General features: G+C 39.1%; 18 protein-coding genes. 9 read left to right on the plus strand and 9 right to left on the minus strand.

The features are described from left to right. Positions 1 to 282: 282 nt before the first annotated feature. The 5 genes from FTU80_RS08680 to FTU80_RS08700 form a co-directional block, all read right to left on the minus strand. A complete protein-coding gene (locus FTU80_RS08680) occupies positions 283 to 825 on the minus strand; it encodes a hypothetical protein (protein WP_180084761.1) in 543 nt (180 codons plus the stop codon). Between the two features lie 88 nt (positions 826 to 913). After that, positions 914 to 1,456 carry a gamma carbonic anhydrase family protein gene (locus tag FTU80_RS08685; RefSeq protein WP_180035324.1) on the minus strand — a complete coding sequence of 181 codons (543 nt, stop codon included), beginning with the start codon at positions 1,454 to 1,456 and terminating at the stop codon, positions 914 to 916. Positions 1,457 to 1,559: 103 nt separating this feature from the next. After that, positions 1,560 to 2,708, minus strand: a complete 1,149-nt coding sequence (gene dacC, locus FTU80_RS08690) for a D-alanyl-D-alanine carboxypeptidase PBP5/6 (RefSeq protein ID WP_078191838.1) — start codon at positions 2,706 to 2,708, stop codon at positions 1,560 to 1,562. 118 nt (positions 2,709 to 2,826) lie between these two features. After that, entirely contained in the window at positions 2,827 to 3,213 is a 387-nt protein-coding gene (locus tag FTU80_RS08695; RefSeq protein WP_180084762.1) for an MCR_0457 family protein, read from the minus strand. A 228-nt stretch (positions 3,214 to 3,441) separates the two neighbouring features. Continuing rightward, positions 3,442 to 3,816, minus strand: a complete 375-nt coding sequence (locus FTU80_RS08700; protein WP_078190174.1) for an MCR_0457 family protein — start codon at positions 3,814 to 3,816, stop codon at positions 3,442 to 3,444. Between the two features lie 116 nt (positions 3,817 to 3,932). Between FTU80_RS08700 and surE the strand changes: the two genes are divergently transcribed. The 3 genes from surE (at position 3,933) to FTU80_RS08715 (ending at position 6,673) form a co-directional block, all read left to right on the plus strand. Then, on the plus strand, positions 3,933 to 4,706 hold the full coding sequence (gene surE, locus FTU80_RS08705) for a 5'/3'-nucleotidase SurE (RefSeq protein WP_111884223.1): 774 nt from the start codon (positions 3,933 to 3,935) through the stop codon (positions 4,704 to 4,706). Between the two features lie 114 nt (positions 4,707 to 4,820). Continuing rightward, entirely contained in the window at positions 4,821 to 5,651 is an 831-nt protein-coding gene (locus tag FTU80_RS08710; protein ID WP_180084934.1) for a peptidoglycan DD-metalloendopeptidase family protein, read from the plus strand. A 92-nt stretch (positions 5,652 to 5,743) separates the two neighbouring features. After that, positions 5,744 to 6,673 carry a LysR family transcriptional regulator gene (locus FTU80_RS08715; protein ID WP_078190171.1) on the plus strand — a complete coding sequence of 310 codons (930 nt, stop codon included), beginning with the start codon at positions 5,744 to 5,746 and terminating at the stop codon, positions 6,671 to 6,673. A gap of 69 nt (positions 6,674 to 6,742) precedes the next feature. On the opposite strand, the gene FTU80_RS08720 is transcribed toward FTU80_RS08715, so the two are convergent. Beyond that, on the minus strand, positions 6,743 to 7,954 hold the full coding sequence (locus FTU80_RS08720; protein ID WP_180084763.1) for an aspartate aminotransferase family protein: 1,212 nt from the start codon (positions 7,952 to 7,954) through the stop codon (positions 6,743 to 6,745). Between the two features lie 198 nt (positions 7,955 to 8,152). On the opposite strand from FTU80_RS08720, the gene grxD reads away from it, so the two are divergent. Continuing rightward, the gene (grxD, locus tag FTU80_RS08725) at positions 8,153 to 8,494 is read left to right on the plus strand and encodes a Grx4 family monothiol glutaredoxin (protein ID WP_067762767.1); all 342 of its coding nucleotides are present in this window, start codon (positions 8,153 to 8,155) and stop codon (positions 8,492 to 8,494) included. A gap of 183 nt (positions 8,495 to 8,677) precedes the next feature. On the opposite strand, the gene FTU80_RS08730 is transcribed toward grxD, so the two are convergent. Next, positions 8,678 to 11,326 carry a Lon protease family protein gene (locus tag FTU80_RS08730; RefSeq protein ID WP_373685201.1) on the minus strand — a complete coding sequence of 883 codons (2,649 nt, stop codon included), beginning with the start codon at positions 11,324 to 11,326 and terminating at the stop codon, positions 8,678 to 8,680. A gap of 205 nt (positions 11,327 to 11,531) precedes the next feature. On the opposite strand from FTU80_RS08730, the gene FTU80_RS08735 reads away from it, so the two are divergent. From FTU80_RS08735 to rpmE, 5 genes are all read left to right on the plus strand, one after another. Continuing rightward, positions 11,532 to 13,676: an MFS transporter gene (locus FTU80_RS08735; protein ID WP_180084765.1), complete on the plus strand. Its 2,145-nt coding sequence runs from the start codon at positions 11,532 to 11,534 to the stop codon at positions 13,674 to 13,676. 199 nt (positions 13,677 to 13,875) lie between these two features. After that, positions 13,876 to 14,277, plus strand: a complete 402-nt coding sequence (gloA, locus tag FTU80_RS08740; RefSeq protein WP_180084766.1) for a lactoylglutathione lyase — start codon at positions 13,876 to 13,878, stop codon at positions 14,275 to 14,277. A 223-nt stretch (positions 14,278 to 14,500) separates the two neighbouring features. Next, the gene (locus FTU80_RS08745) at positions 14,501 to 15,475 is read left to right on the plus strand and encodes a bile acid:sodium symporter family protein (protein WP_180084767.1); all 975 of its coding nucleotides are present in this window, start codon (positions 14,501 to 14,503) and stop codon (positions 15,473 to 15,475) included. A 56-nt stretch (positions 15,476 to 15,531) separates the two neighbouring features. Then, a complete protein-coding gene (locus tag FTU80_RS08750) occupies positions 15,532 to 16,002 on the plus strand; it encodes a hypothetical protein (protein ID WP_180084768.1) in 471 nt (156 codons plus the stop codon). A gap of 217 nt (positions 16,003 to 16,219) precedes the next feature. Then, positions 16,220 to 16,444 (plus strand): 50S ribosomal protein L31, encoded by a 225-nt coding sequence (gene rpmE, locus FTU80_RS08755; protein ID WP_078190165.1) that lies wholly within the window; start codon positions 16,220 to 16,222, stop codon positions 16,442 to 16,444. Positions 16,445 to 16,529: 85 nt separating this feature from the next. Here the strand turns inward: rpmE and FTU80_RS08760 are convergent, their stop codons facing one another. Together FTU80_RS08760 and FTU80_RS08765 are read right to left on the minus strand one after the other, a co-directional pair. Then, a complete protein-coding gene (locus FTU80_RS08760; protein WP_180084769.1) occupies positions 16,530 to 18,659 on the minus strand; it encodes an EAL domain-containing protein in 2,130 nt (709 codons plus the stop codon). Continuing rightward, positions 18,641 to 20,386, minus strand: coding sequence for a GTPase (locus FTU80_RS08765; protein WP_180084770.1), 1,746 nt, complete (start codon positions 20,384 to 20,386; stop codon positions 18,641 to 18,643). The genes FTU80_RS08760 and FTU80_RS08765 overlap by 19 nt, the downstream gene beginning before the upstream one ends. Positions 20,387 to 20,400 lie beyond the last annotated feature (14 nt).

The following is a 20,400-nucleotide window of genomic DNA, read 5'->3' on the forward strand; positions in this document are numbered from 1 at the left end:
GAGATCCATGCACGTGTAGCAGTTCTTAACAGATTTACGGAATTAGGTCGACCACTTACCCAAGTTACGCCTTAAATTTGGCTCAATTAGGGGCGCTTTGCATTTCAAATCTTTGTGCAACAAAGCCGTTTATAGTAAGAAAAATTGTTAAATAAAAGTGTATTGTTTAATTATTTAGTTAATTATATTTTTGTCCAGTACTGACCGAATTGTTATAGATTTAACATTACAGCTTTTTAAAATACTTGCTTTAAAAAGCAGTAATGTTAAATATTAAAATCTTTATTCAATGAAGGGAGTCTTGTTATCACGAGGAAAATCAGGGAATAGTGTGTAAATCATATCAGGATTCTTTTGAAGACCCGCACCATCAATGTATTTCCACTCCTTACTTTCAATTGGACGTACTGCAAGCATGAAGGAAAGATCACCTGTCATTTTTCGACCATTCATAGAAATCGTGACTTGTTTAGGTACGGCACAAAACTCATTTCTACCAATGATATAACTTTGTTTTGGAGGATGAGTGTCAACTTGAGAGACATATATTTTATTTTGTTTAAAGGAGTTTGCAGCAAGTTCTAATATGGCATTATATTTATCTTTACCACCTGCATAATTGATAATAGATGAATCTGTTTTTTCGGTGATTAATGCATAATTACCCTTATTCAAGGCTGTGCCGATATCTTTAATTTCTTTGGCAATGATTTTTTCATAATCATCTTTACACTGCGTTGAATTCGCAAAAGCAGTGTTAGAGGTTAAAATTACGCCTGCAAAAAATATTCTAGTAATTAATAAAGTATAAGGTTTAATCAACATTAAAGAGTTACTCTGTATTTGAATTTGTCTGTCAATGAAGCATTGAGACATAAGCTGGAACTGTTAAAACTAAAAACGAATGCGTATATTATTTATTTTGATCAAGATAATTATTCGACACCTTCACATAATTCTGCGCTGAATACGGTAAAAATGCTTTTTCTTTATCGGTTAGTGGGCGGACTTTTTTGACTGGACTGCCCACATATAAATAACCACTTTCCAAAACCTTATTTGGTGGAACAAGTGAACCAGCACCAATCATCACATCATCTTCAACAATTACATCATCTAAAATAATCGTACCTATACCGACTAAAACACGATTACCAATGGTACAACCGTGTAATTTCACGTGATGACCAATCGTCACATCTTCACCAATAATCAGTGGAGAACCCTCAGGTTTATCGGCTTTTTTATGACTCACATGCAACATTGAGTGATCTTGCACATTAGAGTTTTTACCAATACGAATATGGTTTACATCACCACGAATCACAGCAAATGGCCAAACAGAGACATTTTCAGCCAATACAACATCGCCAATCACCACTGACATTTCATCGATATAGCAAGAGTCAGCAATACGTGGAACAGTGTCTAAATAAGGGCGAATGTTTTGGCTCATAGGAAAGTCATCTACAGGTTTTTAGGCAGTATAAAATAAAAAAGCACCTAGACCGAAATCTAGATGCTTTCACTTTAGTCTTAATATCGAGTTTTCATCAAACTTAGAATAAGTTGCTAAAGAATTGTTTGATGTGATCAATCATTTTTGCAAAGAAACCAGCTTCTTCTACATTTTGTAGAGCTACAAGTGGTTTTTCAGCGATGACTTTGCCATTAAGCGTTGCAACGTATTTACCGACCACTTGACCTTGTTTTAAAGGAGCAGTTAATTTTGGTTGAACAACCAATTGAGTTTTAATGGCGTTCGCTTCGCCTTTAGGCATCGTCACGTTAAAGTTTTCAGCTAGACCTACTTGAACTTCATTGTCTTTACCGTACCAAACTTTTGCTTTTGCAAGCACTTGTTTAGCAGGTTGAACTTTTACAGTTTCAAAGTTTGCATAACCCCAAGCTAAAATTTCACGTGTTTGAGATGCACGCTCGTTCATGCTTGGCGCACCAAAAATCACTGAAATTAAACGTAAAGGACCACGTTTAGCTGAAGTCGTTAAGCAATAGCCCGCTTCTTCAGTATGACCAGTTTTTAAACCATCTACACTTGGGTCAGTATAAAGCAGGGCATTACGGTTGCCTTGCTTAATGCCATTGAACGTAAATTCTTTTTCAGAATAGATCGGATAGTATTTTGAACTGTCATGAATGATATGTTGCGCAAGAGTCGCCATATCTTTGGCAGTCGAGAAATGACCTTCAGCTGGCATACCTGTCGCATTGATGAATTGAGTATTCACCATGCCAATACGTTTCGCTTCTTGGTTCATCATGTGGGCAAATGTGCCTTCATTGCCAGCAATATGTTCTGCCATAGCTTTAGAAGCATCGTTACCCGACTGAATGATAATGCCACGTAACATTTCTAATGCAGTAGCAGTACCGTTGAGCGGAACGTACATACATGACTCAGTGCTGCTGCCGCGACACCAAGCCGACTCATTCATACGTACTTTTTCATTTTCAGTTAGTTCACCGCTTAATAACTTTTGCTCAATGATGTAACTGGTCATCATTTTTGTCATTGAAGCAGGAGCTAATTTTTCGTTTTCATTTTTAGAAGCAAGGATTTGCCCTGTCTCATAGTCCATCAGCACATAAGATTTATTATTTAATTCAGGTGGTGCAGAAAGGACAGTTGCCGCGAATGAAAAACTAGGTGCAAGTAGTAATGCGGCAAGGGCGGTTTTTCGGGTCATTCTGGGTGGTTCCAATAACTTAGGTATAAGCACAAAGAGCCTAGCATTTTAGGACAAAGCTAGGCGGACTGCTATGGGGTGCAAGCGCTTATTTTAAAAGTATTGTAACCAATTGGTATTATTTGCTGTAAGCAGTCAATTCTTTGCAAATCGCACCATTTTTCTTATCGCCAGCTTTCTTCGCATCAGACTGCGCTTCTTTTAAAGCGTCTTTAAAACTTTTTTGTTTGCTGAGTTGCTGTAAAGCATTTACTGGGTTCTTTTCATTCGGCATATATTCTTTAGCTAATTTTGCATAACCTGCTTCAAACTTTGGTTGATCTTTGTCATTCACCAATTTTGGGCAGACTTCAGATAGTACATAGATAGCTGCAAGTTCTTGACTAGTCACTTGAGGTGTAGGGGTGACTTCAATTTTTTCATCTGCGGCATGTGCAGACATGGTAGTGAAAGCAAAAGCAGAAAGGCTAAGGGCATAAAGAGATTTTACAAAGGAGTTTTTCATTTAAATAACCTGTTAAATAACCTAAAAGATATCAAATAGCTAAAATTTATTTGCTTAGCTTAATGGTATTTCTGGTAGAGATCAGTAGAAAATTGTATTGAAGCTGTTTAAAAATCAATACATTGTGAAAGAAAAAAGGATGAGGCTATAAGGCTTCATCCTTTTTTCGGCAGGTTTGATGCAATAAGGACTAACCTATTTAGAGGACGTCCAAAGCTGAATGATCAATTAACCTTCATAACTTAAAACGTCATCACAAACTGATTTTTGCTCAGCTTTATCAGTTTCTTTAGCAGCTTGACGCGCTTCTTCAAGAACTGATTTATATTCGCTGTCAGACTGTAATTTTTCTAATGTCATTGATTTATCAGAATAATCAGCAAGATATGTTTTAGTGAGTGCTTGAATGTTGGCATCAAATTTTGCATTTTGACCAATAATCGCAGGGCATACTTCTAACATGACTTGTGCAGATGCAATATCTTCTTTTACGATGGTATTGGCTTCTTCTTGAGTGAAGTCATTGTCTGCGACCACAGTTTGAGTCATGCAAGCTGCTAGAGCAAAGCCCAATAAACCACGAAGTGCTACGGTTTTATTCATTTTGTACACACACATTTATGCTGGATGTTGAAATGTAAATATATATAATTATTCATATATTTCAATAAAATGTTCTTGCAAGTCATTTTTAATTTTTTAGTAATGGAAATTTAGTTGTGAATATTTTAATTGCCAATGATGATGGCGTTTTTGCTCCCGGTATCCAAGCTTTAGCACATGCATTGCGTCCTCTCGGTCGTGTGGTGATCGTGGCGCCTGAAAGCGAACGCAGCGGTTTTTCAAGTGCTTTAACTTTAGATCGACCATTACGACCTGTCGAAATTGCACCGAATATGTGGGCGGTAAATGGTACACCTGCGGACTGTGTGTATTTATCAATGAATGGCTTGTTCGACTTCGAATTTGATCTGGTGGTGAGTGGAATCAATAGTGGCGCAAATCTGGGTGATGATGTGCTGTATTCAGGGACAGTGGGTGCGGCATTTGAAGGCCGTTTAATGAAACAACCTGCGCTAGCCGTCTCTTTGGCTGGGCCAAATGTGCGTAGTTATAATAACCCAGAAGATTATGCAGTCGCCGCGCAATGGGTGCATGATTTTATTGCCAATGGACTACCCGCGCTACCTGCACGACATATTTTTAATATTAATATTCCAGATGTTGCTGAACTTCAAGGCACCAAAGTGACCTATCAAGGAAGACGTTTACAGTCCAAACCGATTACCAGTCATGTAGACCCGCGTGGTCGTCAAGTCTATTGGATTGGATTGGCAGGCGAGGCAGTGGCAGAGCCTAAGAAAGGCTTAACCGATATCGAGTCAGATTTTTTTGCCGTGGCAAATGGTTATGTCAGTGTAACGCCTATACAAATGGATGCTACAAACTATGAGATTTTGAATAACTTACACGCAGAGTTATCTAAAATTTAAGTATTAGTGTTATAACTTTGTGAAAATGGTTATGCCGCAACTTTTTTAGAGTGGATTTTTGCTAATCTTAGCCCATTCATAATGACTATATTTGAATTATTAGTGAGGAAGATGATGTCCCTGGTGTCACAATATCGCGTTATTACCGCTCCTGCAGCATTATTTAAGACCCTTGTTTTATCTGCTGCTGTGGTTACAACTTTGGTCATGACTGGCTGTGCGTCAAAACCACAAATTAATAATGCGACCCGTTATGCGACTGCTCCGGATTATTATACAGTTCGTTCGGGAGATACTTTAAGTGGCATCGCAGCTCGCTATGGCTTGAGCTATGTCAGCATCGCAGAAATGAACGATATTGCCCAGCCTTATCGCATCTATGTTGGACAATCCATTCGCCTTAAAAATAGTGGCTCTCGTCGTACGACGTCTACACAAGCCATGACTCAAGCGGCACCAATTCAACGCCAAACGATTGCAATGCCAACGCAAACAGCGCCCGTGACTCAAGCTTCAACCACTCCATCGACAGTGACGCGAACTACAGTTCCAACGCCAGTGGTCAGTTCTTCAAGTTTACGTTGGGTGAGTCCAGTATCGCGTCCTACGGTATTACAAGGCTATACCTTAGCATCGAATGTGAAAGGAACACGTTACGCAGGTAATACAGGTGATCCTATTTTTGCAGCAGCTGATGGTCAAGTGGTCTATGCCGCCGATGGTCTTAAAGAGTACGGCAATTTAATTTTGGTGAAGCATATTAATGGCTATATCACTGCATATGCACATAACAGTAAAATGAATGTCAAAAGTGGCGATACTGTCAAAGCAGGGCAGCAAATTGGTGAGATGGGTTCATCGGGTACCAACCGCACGATGCTTGAGTTCCAAGTGCGTTTAGATGGTAAACCAATCAATCCAACTTCAGTTTTACCAAATAATTAAATATATAATGCAAAAGCAAAATATCCCCGTATAATACAATGAGTTGCTTTTATCGAAAGATGAAGCTTCTCATAAGTTTATGAGGGAAATTTATGTTAGATCAACTTCGAGCAATGGGTGTCTTTGCTTGCGTTGTGGAAAAAAATTCGTTTAGCGGTGCTGCTCGTGAGTTAGGTATTACCACGAGTGCCGTGAGTCAGCAAATCCGCTCACTAGAGCAGGATATGGAAGTCATTCTTTTACATCGTTCAACACGTAAGTTAAGTTTGACAGAAGCTGGACAAGCTTTTTTTCATAGTTGCCAAGAGATGCTATCTGCCGCAGAGCGCGGCAAAATTCGTATCAATGAACTTCGTGACGACTTAGTCGGTGAATTACGTATTGCATCAACACCAGAACTTTGTGCGAATCATGTGATTCCTGCATTGTCACATTGGATGTCGGCACATCGCGGTTTATCCGTTCATCTAGAAGCAGATAATCAATATATCGACTTAATTGATGGCCGCATTGATATTGCGCTACGAATGAGTTCAAAAATTGATGATCAACAGTTTCATGTGGTGCCATTGGCACATGTTGAACAAGTTCTCGTTGCAGCACCAAGCTATATCAACCAAACCAGTTTAATTACACGACCAGAAGATTTACAAAATCATGATATGGTTCAAATAAATTTGGTTAAAAACTTTCAGCATTTTGCATTTGAAAATGCAGTGACTAAAGAGCAGGTTGCATTGGATGTGCACTCCCGATTTACAACAAATAATGTATTTGCTGCAAAAGCAATGTGTCAACAAGGACATGGCATTGCAAGAATATTATATCTAGATACGCAAAAAGACTTATTAAACGGTTCTCTTGTTGAAGTTTTACCAGAATGGCGTTTACCATCATTTACTCTATATGCGGTGATGTCTAAACGTGATCAACAGCCTACCAAGATTCATCGTTGCCTAGATGCATTAAAATTGTATTTCAGTCAATTACCAGGCGGACGTGTATACCAAGAAGCCTCATAAAAACAAAAAAGGTTTAAAAAGTTATAAAAAAAGCCGCAATCAGCGGCTTTTTTTTACTTTCGGCACAAATTACGCTAGAAAGTTTTTCACCATTTTAACAATGCGTTCAATTAAGATATCCGCTTGTTTTTTATTGATGTTCAGCGTAGGTAATAAACGAATCACAGAGCCTGCTGTTACGTTAATAATCAAGTGATGCTCATCACGTGCAATATTCACAAGTTCGCCACATGCTTTTGGTAATTCAATGCCGACCATTAAACCAAAACCACGAACAGTCACGTTTTGCTCTGCAAGTTGCTCTGTGAATTGCTCAACAAGATACGCACCCATATTTGCAGCATTTTCAACAAGGTTTTCCTTTTGAATGGTATCAATCACGGTATAAACCACACGTGAACCTAATGCTGTACCGCTATAAGTTGAACCGTGGTTACCCGCTGTTAAAACCCCAACACCACGACCTTGAGTCATGACTGCGCCAATAGGGAAACCATTACCTAGACCTTTAGCTGTAGTTAGCACATCAGGAACAATATTGGTGTGTTGATACGCAAAGTATTTACCTGTACGACCATTACCTGTTTGCACTTCATCAAGCATCATTAACCAGTTGTGTTGGTTACAGATACGACGAATATCTTCTAAATAGCTAAAACCTTGAGGAGCAGTGTTGACGCCACCTTCGCCTTGGATCGGCTCAACCAAAATCGCTACGATGTCTGGGTGGTGAATTGCAGCTTCTTCAATTGCTTCAATATCACCGAAAGGCACACGAATGAAACCTTCAACCAGTGGGCCAAAACCTTCCTGAACTTTTTTGTTACCTGTTGCAGATAATGTCGCCATGGTACGACCATGGAATGAATGATCAGCAACAATAATTTTAGGGCTTGCAACACCTTGCATATGACCAAATTTACGTGCAATTTTGATTGCACCTTCATTTGATTCTGCACCACTATTTGAGAAGAAAACTTCTTCCATACCCGCAACTTCAGCTAATTTTTGCGCAGCAGCCGTTTGCCAAGGCACTTCAAATAAGTTACTGGTATGAATGAGGGTCGCTGCCTGTTCAGCAATTGCAGCTGTAATTGCAGGATGTGAGTGACCTAAACCACAAACAGCGATCCCTGTCAGTGCGTCTAAGTATTCTGTGCCATCTGCGGTATACAGGTGAGCACCTTGACCTCGGACAAAGCTGATCGGTTGGCGGCCAAATACTGGCATCAAGTGCGATGGTTGATCAGTTTGTACTGGGGCAAGGGTAATGTTATTCATGACTAACTCTAATTTGTCAGGTGATTGAAATAATATAGAGGAGACGCCATATATATATGAGCATCAAGAGGTCTATATAAGCAAAATATAACTCACTTGAAAAGCTGAAATGTAAATAAAACGTGAAATATTGCTTTAGTCATATTGTTTTACTCAGTTTTGGGTATAATGCGAAGCAGATTTATTGAGGATATATCAATGACTGAACAAGCACGCGATACAGAAGCGTTAATTCGTGACCAAATTGCTAAACACGCAGTTCTACTTTACATGAAAGGCACTCCACAGTTTCCACAGTGTGGTTTCTCTGCGCGTGCAGTAGAAGCGCTCAGTCAAATTGGTCGTCCGTTTGCTTATGTAAATATTCTTGAAAATCAAGATATTCGCGCAACTCTTCCACAAATTGCAAACTGGCCGACTTTCCCACAATTATGGATCAATGGTGAGTTGATCGGTGGTAGCGACATTATGCTTGATATGTTCCAAAAAGGTGAATTACAACCTTTAGTTGAACAATATAGCCCAGCTCCTGAAGCTTAATTGGATATGTATTTGATGATTTTAATCATTGGATACAGATAAAAAATAGCGCCTTTAAGGCGCTTTTTTTATGACTTATTTATCAAAAAAGTCGTGGTTTATGCGTTTTTCCACCATCCCCATACGCATTTAAAGCACAAAGGGTGGTGGAAAAATCAACAAATGAATAAACTCATCGAAGATTTATGACGGATTGTCTTCAGTCGGACTTTCTTCAACACGTTGCTCGTTTTCAGCAGTCCCATTTTTAGCAGTACTGTCTTGAGCTTCAGACTTCTTTGCCTTTTTATCTTTGTCCTTTTTTGACTTCTTCTTTTTTTTCTTTTTCTTTGGCTCTTCTTCCTCAAATTCAGCACCATCTTCAATCGCTTGCCAGTATTCAAGTTGCTCCATGACAGCAGCGTAGATTGAGCCTTTGCTATAACGGCCTTTTTTATCAAGAGTGCCTACTGGACGCGCCATCAAAATTTCTAATGCTTGATCAATGGTATCTATGGCGTGAATATGGAATTGACCTTGTTGCACAGCTTCAATCACATCTTTGCGTAACATCAAGTGCTGCATATTTTGGCGTGGAATAATCACACCTTGCTTGCCTGTTAGCCCTTGTAATTTACATGCATCATAGAAGCCTTCAATCTTGGCATTTACACCACCAATCGGTTGAACTTGACCCAATTGGTTCATTGAGCCAGTGATTGCCCATGATTGATCGATCGGTAATTGGCTAATAGCGGAAATAAGAGCTGAAAGCTCTGCAACAGTTGCGCTGTCGCCATCTACTTGGCCATAGCTTTGCTCAAAGGCAAGGGCAGCAGAAAAATGTAAAATTTGTTCACGACCAAAGTGTGCCTTTAAGAAACTCGACATCAGCAGGACGCCTTTGGCATGTAAAGAACCACCGAGTTCTACACTACGCTCGATATCTAAAATATCGCCACCGCCTTGATAAACCGAAGCCGTTAAACGTGACGGTAAACCAAATTCAACATCAGCATATTGAATCACAGAGAGGGCGTTAATCTGCCCGAATCGATGACCTTTGGTTTCGATTAACTGTGTACCGCGAGTGAGATCTTGCCAATATAATTCACGTAAGTAGCCTAGACGGTATTTACGATGATCAAGAGCGGTGTTGATATGTGTTTCTGTCACCATTTTATCGCCAGCAAGTGCTGCATGATGATGTGCTTCACGAATCAAATCACCTAAGGTGAGGGCATGTAATGACAAAGAGCTTTGATCTTCAGCTTGACGACTTGAATCAGTTAACAGTGCAGCAAGTGCTGTACGGTCAAACGGCAGAAGTTTGTCTGTTTGCACATAATCAGCAATTAGCTGCATATATGCCTGCTCATTAATGTCATTACGTTGTAATGTATCGGTAAAATCGGCACGAATTTTAAAGACACTGCCCAGTTCTGGTTCGAGTTCTAAAATATCGTAATAAATATCAGGTTCAGCAAGTAGGATCACTTTGATATTTAAATCAATAGCTTCAGGTTCAATCGAAATACTGCCAGTCAGTGTAAGCATATGTTCAAGTGAAGACAGCTTTAAATGTCCTGACTTTAATGCACGTTTTAGACCTTGCCATGCATAAGGCTGCTCTAAAAGTTGTTCTGCTTCCAAGATAAGGAATCCACCATTGGCCTTATGCAACGCACCGGGACGGATTAAGGTAAAGTCTGTAGTGATGGTGCCATTTTGGGTCAGTTGTTCGACATGACCTAGCAAATTGTAATGGGTTGGGAAATCTTCAAAAATAACTGGCGCACCAGCATTTGGTTTGTGTGTGGCGATGATGTTAGCTTGGTAGCGAGATGGCACGCGGTTAAATAGGCCAGGTGTAAAGTCATCTTCTTCTTGCTCAAGCACAAACTCAACATTTTGAATGATGTCATCTGCATATTGCTTCAGATAATCTTCCAAGCCTTCAACCATGCTGAATTTATTTTGAATTACATCAATACGCGGCATGACGACTTGTTTAGCAATTTCACGGTTTAAAACCTGAACTTTATCGCGTGCGTCATCTTCAAGATCACCAAGATGTAGACCAAGACGTTCAAGTTTTTTATCCATATAACGGACGTTTGACGCAATTTCAGCACGTTGTTTGCTGCTTAAAGCATTGATGTCTTCTTTCGACATTTCTTGGTATTTGTTATCGACCAAATGCATCGGAACGAAACAATGATCATCATCCTGAGAAATCAGTTTAAGATCGAGCTCTTCACCTTCTCGGGTTAATTCAACTAAAGCAAGATGTTGTTCATCACCAGCATGTTGGCGAATCATTTCAATGCGATTGTGATAGGTTTCTGCGGTGAAGCGACGTTCAAGCTGTTTTAATATGGTTTGCCAACTTTGATGTAATAACGCTTGGAATTTTGTCGCTTGACCAGAAGGAAGTTTTAGCGCAATCGGTTCACGCGGAAATTTAAAATTATTGACATAGACCCAGTCTGAAGGCGTTGGCATATTTTTAGCGTGTTGTTGTAATAAGCGCTTAATCATGGTGCGCTTACCTAAGCCTGCGGTACCTACAGCAAAAATGTTATAGCCTGAATAGGGTAATGCAATGCCAGCCTCGACCGAAGCTCGGGCACGATCTTGTCCTAAAAAGTCATTAAGTGGTTTGATCCGCTTGGTAGACGTTGGTATTTTTTTGAGTTCAGGTGTATGCGTCAGCTGAAGCGGCTGCAACTGGGTTTTAGTTAAAGTATTCTGTATTTCGGGTTGATCAAAAGCGCTCTTTAGTGTCGTTACTGTTTCTGCTAAGTTTTTTGTGTTGGTTTCATTAATGGTGGTTGATAAAGAAGAGTGAATTTGTTCAAGTCGCTGGGTCACTGTTGAATCCAAAAAACTAAAGAATAGAGATATGTAATTAAGGTATACAGGTTTAATGCCAAAGATCAAGCAACAGCATGCGAAATATCGATAAAATAAAACAATGATTTCATAAATGTTGTTGAAACCGTTGTCATTAAGCGCTTGAATAGCAACATTCGATTTTGACAAAAATAACTGAGTCATGACAACACAAGCTTCAGGATGGAAATCTGCTTTTACTGCATTTTTAGACCGACGTGCGCTGATTATGCTTTTTCTTGGCTTTTCGGCCGGTATTCCAATTTTACTGATCTTTTCCAGTTTATCGCTTTGGTTAGGTGAAGCAGGAATTGATAAAAGTGCAGTGACTTTTTTTAGTTGGGCAGCGCTTGGCTATTCGTTTAAGTTTGTTTGGGCGCCATTAATTGATGAGTTACCTGTGCCATTTTTAACTAAACAACTCGGACGGCGCCGTGCATGGTTGTTGATCGCTCAAGTTCTCATTATCTGTGCAATTTGTATCATGGCATTTTCAGACCCAGCTTTAGGGCAAAGCTATATTTACCAAATGGCTGCTGGAGCCGTATTACTTGGTTTTTCTGCCGCAACGCAAGACATTGTGATTGATGCTTATCGTATTGAGTTGGCAGAAACTGAAATGCAGACCGTTTTAGCTTCGACTTATAATGCAGGTTATCGTATCGGCATGATCGTGGCAGGTGCAGGGGCGTTATTTTTGGCTGCATATTTAGGCACGGCCAAAGGTAACTATATTTATGAAGCTTGGAAATATACTTACCTTGCAATGGCTGCTGTGATGGCTATCGGTATTATCACAACTTTATCGATACGTGAGCCGCAGGTTGACCGTGTACAAAAGCATTATAAACGAACCGACTATTATCGTTTAGTCGCGGTATTCTTTGCTGCGGTGGTTGCCTTTGTCTTGAGTTATATCTATTCAGGTGTAGCGGTTGAAAGCTTGAAAGAGCAGTGGCAAATTTCGGACTCATTTGCATTGTTCTGTTTAGAGGCTGTGCGCTTTATTTGTTCAGCGGTGGTTGCTTTTGGCATCGGTTCAGTTTTGGTGAAATCAGGTGCTGTAAATAAGCAGATGGCATTTGAAACTTGGGTTAATCCAGTTGCAGATTTCTTTAAGCGTTATGGTCTAAAACTGGCTTTAGTGCTGTTGTTACTTATTGGTTTTTACCGTATTTCCGATATTATCGCCGGCGTCATTTCTAATGTGTTTTATCAAGATTTAAACTTCACCAAAGAGCAGATTGCTGAAGCTGTAAAAGTCTATGGTGTGATTTTCAGCTTGGTTGGCGGCTTCCTTGGTGGTTTACTTGCACAGCGCATGAACATTATGAAATTGATGTTTGTAGGTGCGATTTTAGCAAGTTCAACAAACTTGATTTTTATCGGTCTGGTCAAATCAGGTCAGCCATTAAGCGATGTCACTGTAAATGTAGCAGGGCAGCAATATACAGCGACGCCGGATGACACGGGTGCTTGGGTAGTTAAAATTCCAAAAGCAGTCTTGGCTGCAGATCAAAATATTAAAGTCAGTGCGGATTATCAGTCTAAGAATCAACATCCAGTACAGGTGAGTTTGCCGTATCTGAATAATGCTTTTTCAAACTCAGCAATGATGTTGCTGCCAGTGACTTCAGATAACACGATTTCAGCTCAAGAGACTGCAAATAGTATCGTGATCCGTGGACAATACTTGGCTGGCGAGTTAAAAGAAAATCAAAAAATTCAAATTATTTTGGATGTTAAACCGTTCGATGCGAAGCTTGATAAAACTGGTGTTTTTAGTGCTGCAATTCCAGGGCAAGCGCTCGAAACAGCAAAGCAAAAAACATTAACGGCTCAACTACTAGAAAATGATGTAGTGAAAAAGAGTGTCGATTTAACATATCAAGTGAATACATCAGCCAATATGGCGGGTGTACTTGGTGTTGATATTCAACCGATTAATTTGGCAAGTGCTGATCAGAATGTGGACATCAAAGGTAAGGTCATTAAGCCTTATAGTTCGCTGTGGTTATATTTCGCGATTATTGTTGATAACTTGGCATCTGGTCTTGCTGGTGCGGCATTTATTGCATTTTTATCGAGCTTGACCAGTGTTTCTTTCACAGCCGTTCAATATGCCATCTTTAGTTCATTAATGACTTTAACCCCTAAAATTTTAGGTGGTTACTCGGGTACGATTGTGACCAATATCGGTTATCCGAACTTTTTCTTGATGACAACTCTAATTGGTATTCCGATTTTAATTTTAGTGGTTTGGGTTGCTAAACTCTTGAAAGAGCATGAAAAAAAATCCAATTCATAATTCAATTTAACTTAAAAAAAGCCTATTCAGTATGAGTGGGCTTTTTTTATTCTAAGCTGTTAAATAGCCTAAGCAGGTCTACGGTTTTGGACAAGGATATTTGAAATAAGGCGGTATATGTGCTCTAGACTTAAATTGAACTTTGCATGTTAAATCCCTATAGTATTCAAACATAATGATAGATTTAGGAAACTCGATTATGCGCATGCTGCATACCATGTTACGTGTAGGCAATTTAGAGCGTTCATTGGCGTTCTATACTGAAGTACTCGGTATGACTTTGCTTCGTAGGCGTGATTATGAAGAAGGTCGTTTTACTTTGGCATTTGTGGGCTATGGTGATGAAGAAAATCATACCGTACTCGAGTTAACGCATAACTGGGATACGGAGAGTTATGAATTGGGTAATGCTTATGGCCATATCGCTATTGCTGTAGATGACGCCTACAAGGCTTGTGAAGAAATTAAAGCACGTGGCGGAAACGTGGTACGTGAAGCAGGACCAATGAAAGGTGGTGTGACCGTCATTGCCTTTGTTGAAGATCCCGATGGCTATAAAATTGAGTTGATCCAACAAGACTCAAATGCACGAAATAATTAATCTGCAATCATTAATATAAAGTCATCTGTAATTCTGAATATTCTTATTTATAAATTTTTTTGCGTTGAGCTCACTATCAACGTTTAAAATAACGAATATATCGGAGAAAAGCTGGCTTTATTTACATGGCCCAGTAAGATGAAATTTACTCAATGGTAAATTTAGCTTATTGGGCATTTTTGTGCCGATCAGCTTTAAAGGGAAATTTTTACAGGATGTTGTTATGCTAAAAATGTTGGCTTTGGATCGTTTTACCATTCTACTTTTTGTAATGGTCATACTTGCGACTTTTTTGCCTGTCAGTGGTCAAGCTGCAGAAATTTTTGGCTATATTACAACGGCTGCAATTGCCATTTTATTTTTTCTACATGGTGCAAAGTTATCTCGTGAGGCTGTGGTTGAAGGCATAATGCATTGGAAGTTACATGCTTTAGTTTTTGCTTTTACCTTTGCATTATTTCCATTATTGGGTTTAATGGCGAAACCAATTCTCGTGCCGATGTTAGGGCAAGAGTTGTATTGGGGCTTTTTGTTTATGTGCTTTTTACCTTCGACAGTACAGTCTTCCATTGCATTTACTTCGGTAGCACAGGGTAATGTTGCTGGCGCAGTCTGTAGTGCATCATTTTCAAATATTATTGGTATGTTTATTACCCCAGTGATGGTGGCATATTTTATTCTCGGCCAGTCACAACATAACTACGATCCGACTGCATCTATTATTCAAATTACGCTGTTATTACTGATTCCCTTTATTTTAGGGCAGCTCCTCCGTCCTTGGGTGTTTCCTTATATGAAGAGGGTACCAAAAATTGTGAAGGTATTTGATCAGGGCTCAATTTTGATGGTGGTCTATGGTGCATTCAGTAGTGCGGTTGTGGCAGGACTATGGCATCAAGTGAGTGGTATGACCTTATTCCTATTGATTGTGGCGTGCTCAGTTCTATTAACGATTATTATGTTATTGGCGTTATATGTGCCACGTTGGTTGGGCTTTAGCCGAGCTGATCAAAAGACGATTTTCTTTTGTGGCTCTAAAAAAACCTTGGCGAGCGGTGTGCCCATGGCACAAATTCTCTTTATTGGTCAGCCGATGGGGATGATAGTTTTACCAATTATGATCTTTCACCAAATTCAGTTGATGGTCTGTGGTGTGATTGCCAACCTTTGGGCAAAACAGAGCCGTGGGCAAGAGTAAGGACGAGATGAATACGTCCTTTTAAAATACCTTATATAGATGAAAAGAAAATAATCATGAAAATTAAAAAAGGCTTTTTCATTTTATTCTTGGGTATGAACACAGTCGTTCATGCCCAAGAGGATTTATCCGTAAATAGTAACCGTGATGTCATTGAAAAAATGCCGCTCATCAGCCTGCAGCCTATGCTGGATTTTTGTCGTGATCGACAACCACAGATGAATACGGAATTAGATCAGGCTTATCAAGCTGCAAACCTTAAATTAATTGCTGCGGTTCAGGCTGTCCGTTTTAATGGTGTAGAGCCATTAAAAGCAAAAGATGTTGATCAGCCAGTCGATGCACAATTTAAACAGCAGCTTCAAGGCATGTTAGAGGGTATGAGCAGATCATTACAGTCAGTAAATGCAGCGACGTTTTGTCCTGCATTTATTGAAAAATTAAAGCATTTTGATCAAGCGCAATTTCAGCGGACAGTCGAATTACAATATCAGAAATATTTAGAGCAAGCTCAACCTAAAGAGTAGAGCGATTCAGCCTTGAATATCTATTTATTAAAAATAAAAAATCAGCTATAATTTGCCCCAACTTGTTGTGCTTAGCTCTGACGGTATCCGTCTCGGTGGGCCAAAAGAATGGTCTGTTATGGTGTTGGTCTGCTTTTTTAAGCCTTCCTTGTAGTGATGCAAGAGTGATCAATTGCGATGACAGCTAAACCTTCTTAAATCTTAGGAGTAATCGACGATGCGCGCCGATATTCACCCAAAATATGAAACTTTAGTTGCTACATGTTCATGCGGTAACGTAATTGAAACTCGTTCAGCTCTTGGTAAAGAAACTATTTACCTAGACGTATGTTCTGCTTGTCACCCATTCTACACTGGTAAACAGAAAAGCGTTGACACTGGCGGTCGTATCGACAAATTCAAACAACGTTTTGCTGGTATGTCACGTTCTATCAAACGTTAATATCCAAAACGAAAAAACGGGCTTTATGCCCGTTTTTTTTTGTGCCGATAAAAAGATAAACCTTAAATCGGCAATGTTCAGAACCTTATTGGTCCTGAACATCGATGAGATGGTCGAGTTTCTTCTGGAAATAATCACCTTGAATAAAACGAGCTTCTACATTCCAAGCATTGGCAAACAGTGTCATGTCATTTAATTCACGTAGCATGATTTCAACAGTTTTGATTTCATGATAAGTGGTAATTTTTTCTTGCAGCTCTTGGCATGACTTGTCGTTTGCAAGCATTTGGGTCAAGCTTGAATCTAGTGTTAAGCAGTGAACATCCATTTGACGTAATAATGATTCACTAAACATCGAATGACCAAAATTACGTAAAGCCAGTTCGGCACCATTTTTACGAAGTTCAACAAATGCTTTTTGAGCGGCATCAATATTGAGCTGAATGTCTTCTTCTGCAAATTGTAAAATCAGTGGATTCTTCAATTTACTACGAATAATCGTAATGAGTTTTGAAATAAACTCAGGGAAGGTGCGGTCGTTATATAGCACTTCTTTGTTCAGGTTAACGATTAATTTCGCTTCAGGGAACTGAGTGATGAAGTTGTGTAGTTGTTTACACGATTCAACCAAGATCCAACGATCCAATTTAATGGATAGCTCTGAGTCTTCAGCCAATTCACGTAGTTGGGCGATATCTTTCCATTTATTTTCAAAAATAAAGCCGCTGGTTACTTCATAAGTATAAAGATGTGAATCTTCTTTATCATACAGTTGCTGATATTTAAGATGAATTTCACCGCGTTCTAAGCAGTTGCGAAGGGCCTTGATAACAGGAGCTTCATCACTAACGACAATCGGCGCAATTTGTGCTTCTGGTGTACCGAAATCCAAACTTGGTATGTCAATTTCTAATGGAATCGTTAAATCGATTTCAGGTGCTTGTTGGTTGGTTGGTAGCGCAGTATTAAAGGCTTTCGCAATAAAGGTATCAAAATGTGCTTCATCACGAATATCGCTGTCTAAAACACTGTATCCTATGCGTAAATTTAATGGATAAGTTTCATTGTTTACACTGAGTAATTGAGGTTTGCTCAGGGTGTTAAGACCAATCAACTTAGACTCAAGTTTGAGCTGATTATCCGCTTGGAATAAAGCAACGATTGCACCATTATCTAAACTAAATAATGGAGCATGAGTCTGATCTTTCAAGAAGTCTTTAATATTGGTGAAATAGCTCTTATAAGTATTCCAATCTTTTTGAAAAATCGCATCAGAACAAGAAGCCAATGTAAATAGAACTAATGCATTTACATTAGCAGGTTGCTGAGCAATGGTACGGTTGAGTTGTTGAAATGCTTTTGGTTTTTGTGGGCTAGCTTCAACTTGAGCATTGCTTACAGCATTGCTGCTTTGACTGCCAATTTCAATTGCGAGCTGTAAAGCATCTTCTTCAGCCGCGGCAATAAATTCGAGTTTTAGTGGGTTTTGCCCAACCACTGCGATATTTTGTGAAACGAGATCAAAACGTCCTAAATCGAGCTGCCCTTGGCTAATTTTTTTAAAGCGTTGCTTAAAGTCGTTGAGGTCAGTAGGTTGTAATAGATCGAGTAAAGGCAGACCAATTACATCATCTTCATTTTTTAGACCAAATAAAGTGAGATATTCAGCATTGGCTTGAATGTGAATGCCTTCTTGAATCACGGCAACCGCTTTACGACTATCTTCAACTAAAGACTGGGTTTGGATTTGAGCTGTTTCGAGCTCTTCCATTAAATGTTGCTGCGATTGTTGTAGGCGACTAAAGGATAAAGCACGGATTAAACCAAAATAGAAACTCTCAGGTTCAGCAATATCGACAATGTCATAAATCCCTTTTTTGACTAAACTTGCATATTGTTTTGCTTGATAGTCCTCGGGTTTAAGTAAAATAATCGGTAAATTCGGTTGGCTCGATAGTTGAACTAAACTTAAAGCTTGTTCATATTTTAAATCATAAGCACGTCCAAAAATGATCAAGTCCCAATTGAGATTCAGCTGTTTTTCGAAATTTTGTAAATCATCAAGTAATATGGCATGAACTTGATGTTCGCTGTCTGTCAATAAATCACGTATCTGGTTAAAACGTATTTGATTATCATCAATAATGAGTAATCGAGTTTCCGTACGTTTTAGTTTTTTGGATAGTAATGGATTTCTCACTTTAATGCTTCCCATAAGTCGTTATTTTTGATCTCATTGCTCTGTTTCGCAATATAGTCTTTAACGACATTTTCTTGCTCTTCATTCAATAATTCATATTCAAAGCGAATAAAGCTTTGCGTCACCAACTGCGCTTTGGTGAGATAGACTTTGATGTCTTCTTTGCCTAAGCGAAGGTGGATCGTTTGTTTCTCTCGGAAGAGATTTGCCCCAGGTAAAATTAAGGTCGTAGACACTTGATCAAGTTGTGTGGTCTGTACCAATAAAGCAGGTTGATGATTTGTTGTATTGCGGTCGGTACGAATATGGGCTGAACATGGATACAAATCTTGAGCCAGTACTTCGAGACCCAATTCCAAACTTTTTTCAGTCGATTGTTTGATCCAACGAACAACACCGCCACGCCATTGGCTTTGGGCATTTTCTTGGATCAAAATAAATTCGCCGGTTTTTAAATTAGCAGGGGTAGGGCCAGTCCATTTAATGCGATAACCATTCACACTAATATCTAATACGTCAGCGGTATGAATCTGTTTTGCTTCACGATCTAGCGCTTTCGCATTAGTCATGCCTGTTGGCATATTTGAATCATGCGAATTGACAAAAGAGGCTTCATTGTGGAATTGATAATTGCCTTCCAAATCTAAAGTTTCGTGGAAGTTTTTACCTTTAGAGAGATAGAAATGCGCCACCATTAAGCTAAAGCAAATATTAATTTGCGCAGAATATTCATAACGTTCATGACGACGTTCAGTGTTGTTGGTCAAAATATTATGAATATGGAAATATAGCGCTGGAGTTAAAAATAACTTTTCATTTTTAGATAAATAATTGGCATTTCTAGTTTGCGTTTCGGTCAAATGATCGAGCAAGTTTTGCGTTGAAATGTATACATTGGCTTGATAAGACCGATCTTGTTTTGAGTTATAAATCGGTGGGTGATCTTTTTTCGTGTCTACAACATAGCGTGAAAGCGTGGTTTCTTTCGGTAGGATTTGAACCAATTTTGCCCAGTCAAAGCTACATAAATACAAGCCTTGGATTTCAGCAGGGCGAATCTGATGATTATTGAAAATATCTAATAAGATTAATTGTGCATAAGCTTGAGCAATATTTGCAATTTGATGTTGAGTACCCAGTAACTGATTGACATTACTTTGGTAGAAATTGTGTTCGATGGCGCATTCAATCAGTTGATGTGCTGCAATCCATTGCCCCGTAGTCGGGGTGGCATACAACATATGTTGTTGATACAACAACAGTGTCAGTTGTTGCAACGCATAGTAGATTGATGCAATTCGAGCGGTTTGTAAGCTTTTTTTATGGCCAAATGAAAAAATCGAAAACTTTTGTTGATTAAGCTGCTGATTACATCGTTTGGCAATATCAATATAGATTTTGGCAAAGTGACTGCGTAAAAGCATCGCCAATTCAATGATTTGGTCATTACGATCCGTGGTAATGAGGCTTTGATTGGTAAAGTGTTTTTCTAAGCTTGTGAGCACACTTTCCATAGTCGGATGTAAAATTTGAACCAAATCAAAACGTAGCATTTCTTGGCACTTGAGCTCAGAAATTTCTAGCAACGCATTAAACAGTGCTTTAGATGAAGTACCTAATTGTAAAATTGAAATACCGTTTAACCACTCTTGCAGACCTTTAGCATTGGTCGGACAAAAGCTTAATTTATCCAGCTTTAATTCAGTCGGATTGTAAAACGTATCTGAAGTATGCGTGGTCATCTTTATTATTTAAC

This window comes from Acinetobacter sp. YH12145 (assembly GCF_013418335.1).
GTDB classification, from domain to species: domain Bacteria; phylum Pseudomonadota; class Gammaproteobacteria; order Pseudomonadales; family Moraxellaceae; genus Acinetobacter; species Acinetobacter amyesii.